A 3,204-nucleotide genomic window follows, 5' to 3' on the forward strand; every position below is an offset into this window, starting at 1 on the left:
CCAGGCTCATCAACCCGAGACGTCCGGCGGGCAGCGCCGTCCACGCCTTCAGCGTGTCGGTCAGATCGTCCGCGTCCTCAACGAGAAAACGTTTGGCCAGCAAGTACTCGGGCGTGCGTTCGGGGCTTTCAAAGTTTTCCAGAAAGCGACCCGGTACGGTAATGTCCGGATCATTCAACGCTTGCCAGTATTGAGCGTCGTTATTCAGCGCCGCGAGACTGAACGCCTGAGCGCTCCACTCATCGACCGGCAACTCGGTGCGCAAACGCAACAACTGCTCACCCGCCTGCTCCGAAGGTGCCTGCTCGGCCAGGGCCAGCATTGCCCAAAGCCGAGCGCGCGGTTCTTCATCGTCAAGAGACTCGGCCGCCAGCGCCAGATCTGCCGGCGCGGCGTTTTCGACCAATGCCTGTACCGCATTTTTGCGGGTGGCGCCGGACGGGTGGCGCAAGGCGTTACGTACGGCCGTGTCCGACGCCTCGTCGGTGACGGTAAACGCACCCAGGCCGTGTAGCGTCCAGATGGCATGAATCGAAGCCACGTCCAGACCCAGCGAATCACGATCCGGGTTGCCGGTCAGTATGGCCCGCAGTGCCGGGATGGCATCGGTACGCTCTTCGGTGACCAACAGGCGTTGGGCGGTCATGCGCCAGAACATGTTGTCGTTGGACAGGGTATCCACCAATGTTTCAGTGTCGGCATCTCTCAGATCCAGCGGCTCATACTCGGGGGCGTCTTTGGCCACCAGCCGGTAGATCCGACCCCGCTCCCGGTCCCGCAGCGGGTTGACGTGGGCATTGCCCTTACCTTCTTCGGCATCAAAACCGGCGGATTCTTTGGAGGGAATCGGGTTGTGCTGGATGATGAAGTTGTACCAGTCGGCCACCCACAAGTGGCCGTCGGGGCCCACGTCCATCTGCACCGGCGAGAGCCACTCATCGGTACTGCTCAGAATCGAACCACGGTTTTTGGCTTTGTACCCGACGCTATCGGGTTGCGCGTCGATAAAAAACTGACCGAGCAGGTGCGCGGTGGGTTCGCCCATAAAGGCGCCGCGGTTCCAGAACTTTTCCGGGAAGGTTCGCGCCGTGTAGAGGCTCAGCCCGGAACCGGCAGTGTAACGGCCGTGGAAGTCCACTTGAAGGAAGTTATAGGTAGACGGGAAAATGTTGGGAAAGTCATAAGCCAATGCGGCCAACCCGGGAACCACGTCTTCATCTTTACCGTAAACGTAGCTGCGCCACAACGGCACGTGGAAAACCGGCGCATTATTGGCAGTGGAGCCGAACACTTCGAAGTCTTCACTGAACGACAGACCCCAGGTGTTGTTATTGAACTGGCCGATCGGCTCGATATCGGTGCCATCCAGATTCATCCGGTAGACGCCATTCTGGAAGGACTCACCGTTTTCATCTTCCGGCGCTTCAGAGTAGCCCACTGCGCCCCAAAGGCGATTGTCGTGGCCGTATTTCAGGTTCGATGGTCCGGCGTGAGTGTCCCGGGTGCCCCATCCGGTATTGAGGACTTCGCGGACATCGGCCTTGCCATCGCCGTCGGTGTCTTTCAGAAACAGGAAGTCCGGCGCCTGGGATACCACAAAACCGCCGTTGAGCGGGGTAATACTGGTGGGCACGCTCAGCTCGTCGGCAAACACTTCGCAGCCATTGGCCCGGCCGTCGCCGTCGGTATCGACACACATACTGATGCGGTCATTGCCTCGGCCGTTTTCCGCCTGATTGTTGGGGTAGTCGACGGACTCCAGCACGAACAGGCGACCCTGCTCATCCCAGGTAAAGGCGATGGGGTTGACGATATCCGGCTCACTGACAAACAACTGCAATTCAAAGCCTTCCGGCACCATGGTCAGGGCCATGGAGTCTTCCACGCTCAACGCTTTCTGGAATTTGGGGGCTGGCTCAATACGACGGTAGTTGGGAATGGTACCCGCTTCTTCATAGGCGGCTTCGGGCAAGGTTTCTACCAGCGCGCGGTTGGCTTCACGCTTCTCCTCGCCCACGGCCCAGAGGATGCCGCGAATCAGCAGGTCGTGAAATTCAGGCTGACCCCAGGTGCGTTCGTCGTGACCATAGGCGGTGTAGAACACCCGGCCTTCACCCTGCTCACGGGTCCAGGTCCAGGGCTCTTCCTCGCGCTGCATCAGCACGGTGCGGTTTTCTTCGTTGTGATCGGCGTGAACGTAGGTTTCATCCCAGGTTTCAAAGGTCTGGAAACCTTTCATGATCGGATGGTTTTCCTGACCCGGTGCAATGGTCGCGGTGAATTCACCGGCACCGTGACTCTTGAAGCGTCCACCGACCAGATCGACAAAGGCGTCGGAATGGCCGAAGCAGGCGCTGGCACTGTGGACGGGCAGGAACGCACCGCCCTCTTCCACGAAGCTCAGCAGTGCCGCTTCCCGCTCGGGGGACAGTTCGTTGTAGTTGGCGTACAACATGACCGCATCCACATCGGCCAGCCCTTCATCGCTCAACCGATCCAGATCTTCCACGTATTCCATGAAGATCTTTTCACGGCCCAGAGACTGATTGAACAGGGGCGCGTTGCGGTAGGACATGTGAATGCCATCGCCTTCGCGGTGGCCATGGCCAATGAACAAAAGATTGATCACGCCGTCTTGCGACGCCTCAGTATTGCTGGCGACCGATGCATCTCGATCGCCGCTTGAGCAGCCGATGGCCGGCAGCAACAACGCCGACAGGATGACCGTGCCCAGCCGGGACCGCCACGCGGCCCATTGTCGTTCTAATTTATTCATATTAATACCGCTATTTCACAAGTGTTGGTATCAGGCTGCCCGGCGCTTGACCGCCGCCGGGCTAGCCGGTCTCTATGGATTATTGTTTTTCTGGGTTCTCGATGCGGCGCTACTCCACCTCAAGCGCAAACGCCGGCATGGTCTTCACTTCGCCACCGGCCATTGCGGATTCGTGGGCCAGAATACCCACACAGGTAATATTGGCGGACTCCACCACGTTCGGGTATGCGTTATAGCCTTCGAGCACGGCGCGAATAAAGTTGTGCACCAGGTGCGGGTGAGAACCACCGTGCCCCCCACCCTGGGTGAAGCTCAGGTGTTCGTGCTCTTCATCGTACACGCCCTGGCCGGTGAAGGACTGAATTTCTTCCGGCAACAGGTGAGCGTAATCCGGCACCTTGACGCGCTCGGGCACTTCCGGCTCGGGC

At 59.3% G+C, this 3,204-nt stretch carries 1 protein-coding gene and 1 pseudogene; both read right to left on the reverse strand.

Annotation, left to right across the window (positions count from 1 at the left end; genetic code table 11):
* Positions 1 to 2,776: PVC-type heme-binding CxxCH protein (locus B3520_RS15045; RefSeq protein WP_286876380.1), on the reverse strand; the 2,776-nt coding region annotated here is incomplete at its 3' end.
* A gap of 109 nt (positions 2,777 to 2,885) precedes the next feature.
* Positions 2,886 to 3,204, reverse strand: a pseudogene (locus B3520_RS15050) (gfo/Idh/MocA family oxidoreductase); the annotation flags it as partial.

Origin of the sequence: Marinimicrobium sp. UBA4509 (genome assembly GCF_002388575.1) — a bacterium.
Taxonomy (GTDB): Bacteria; Pseudomonadota; Gammaproteobacteria; order Pseudomonadales; family Cellvibrionaceae; genus Marinimicrobium; species Marinimicrobium koreense.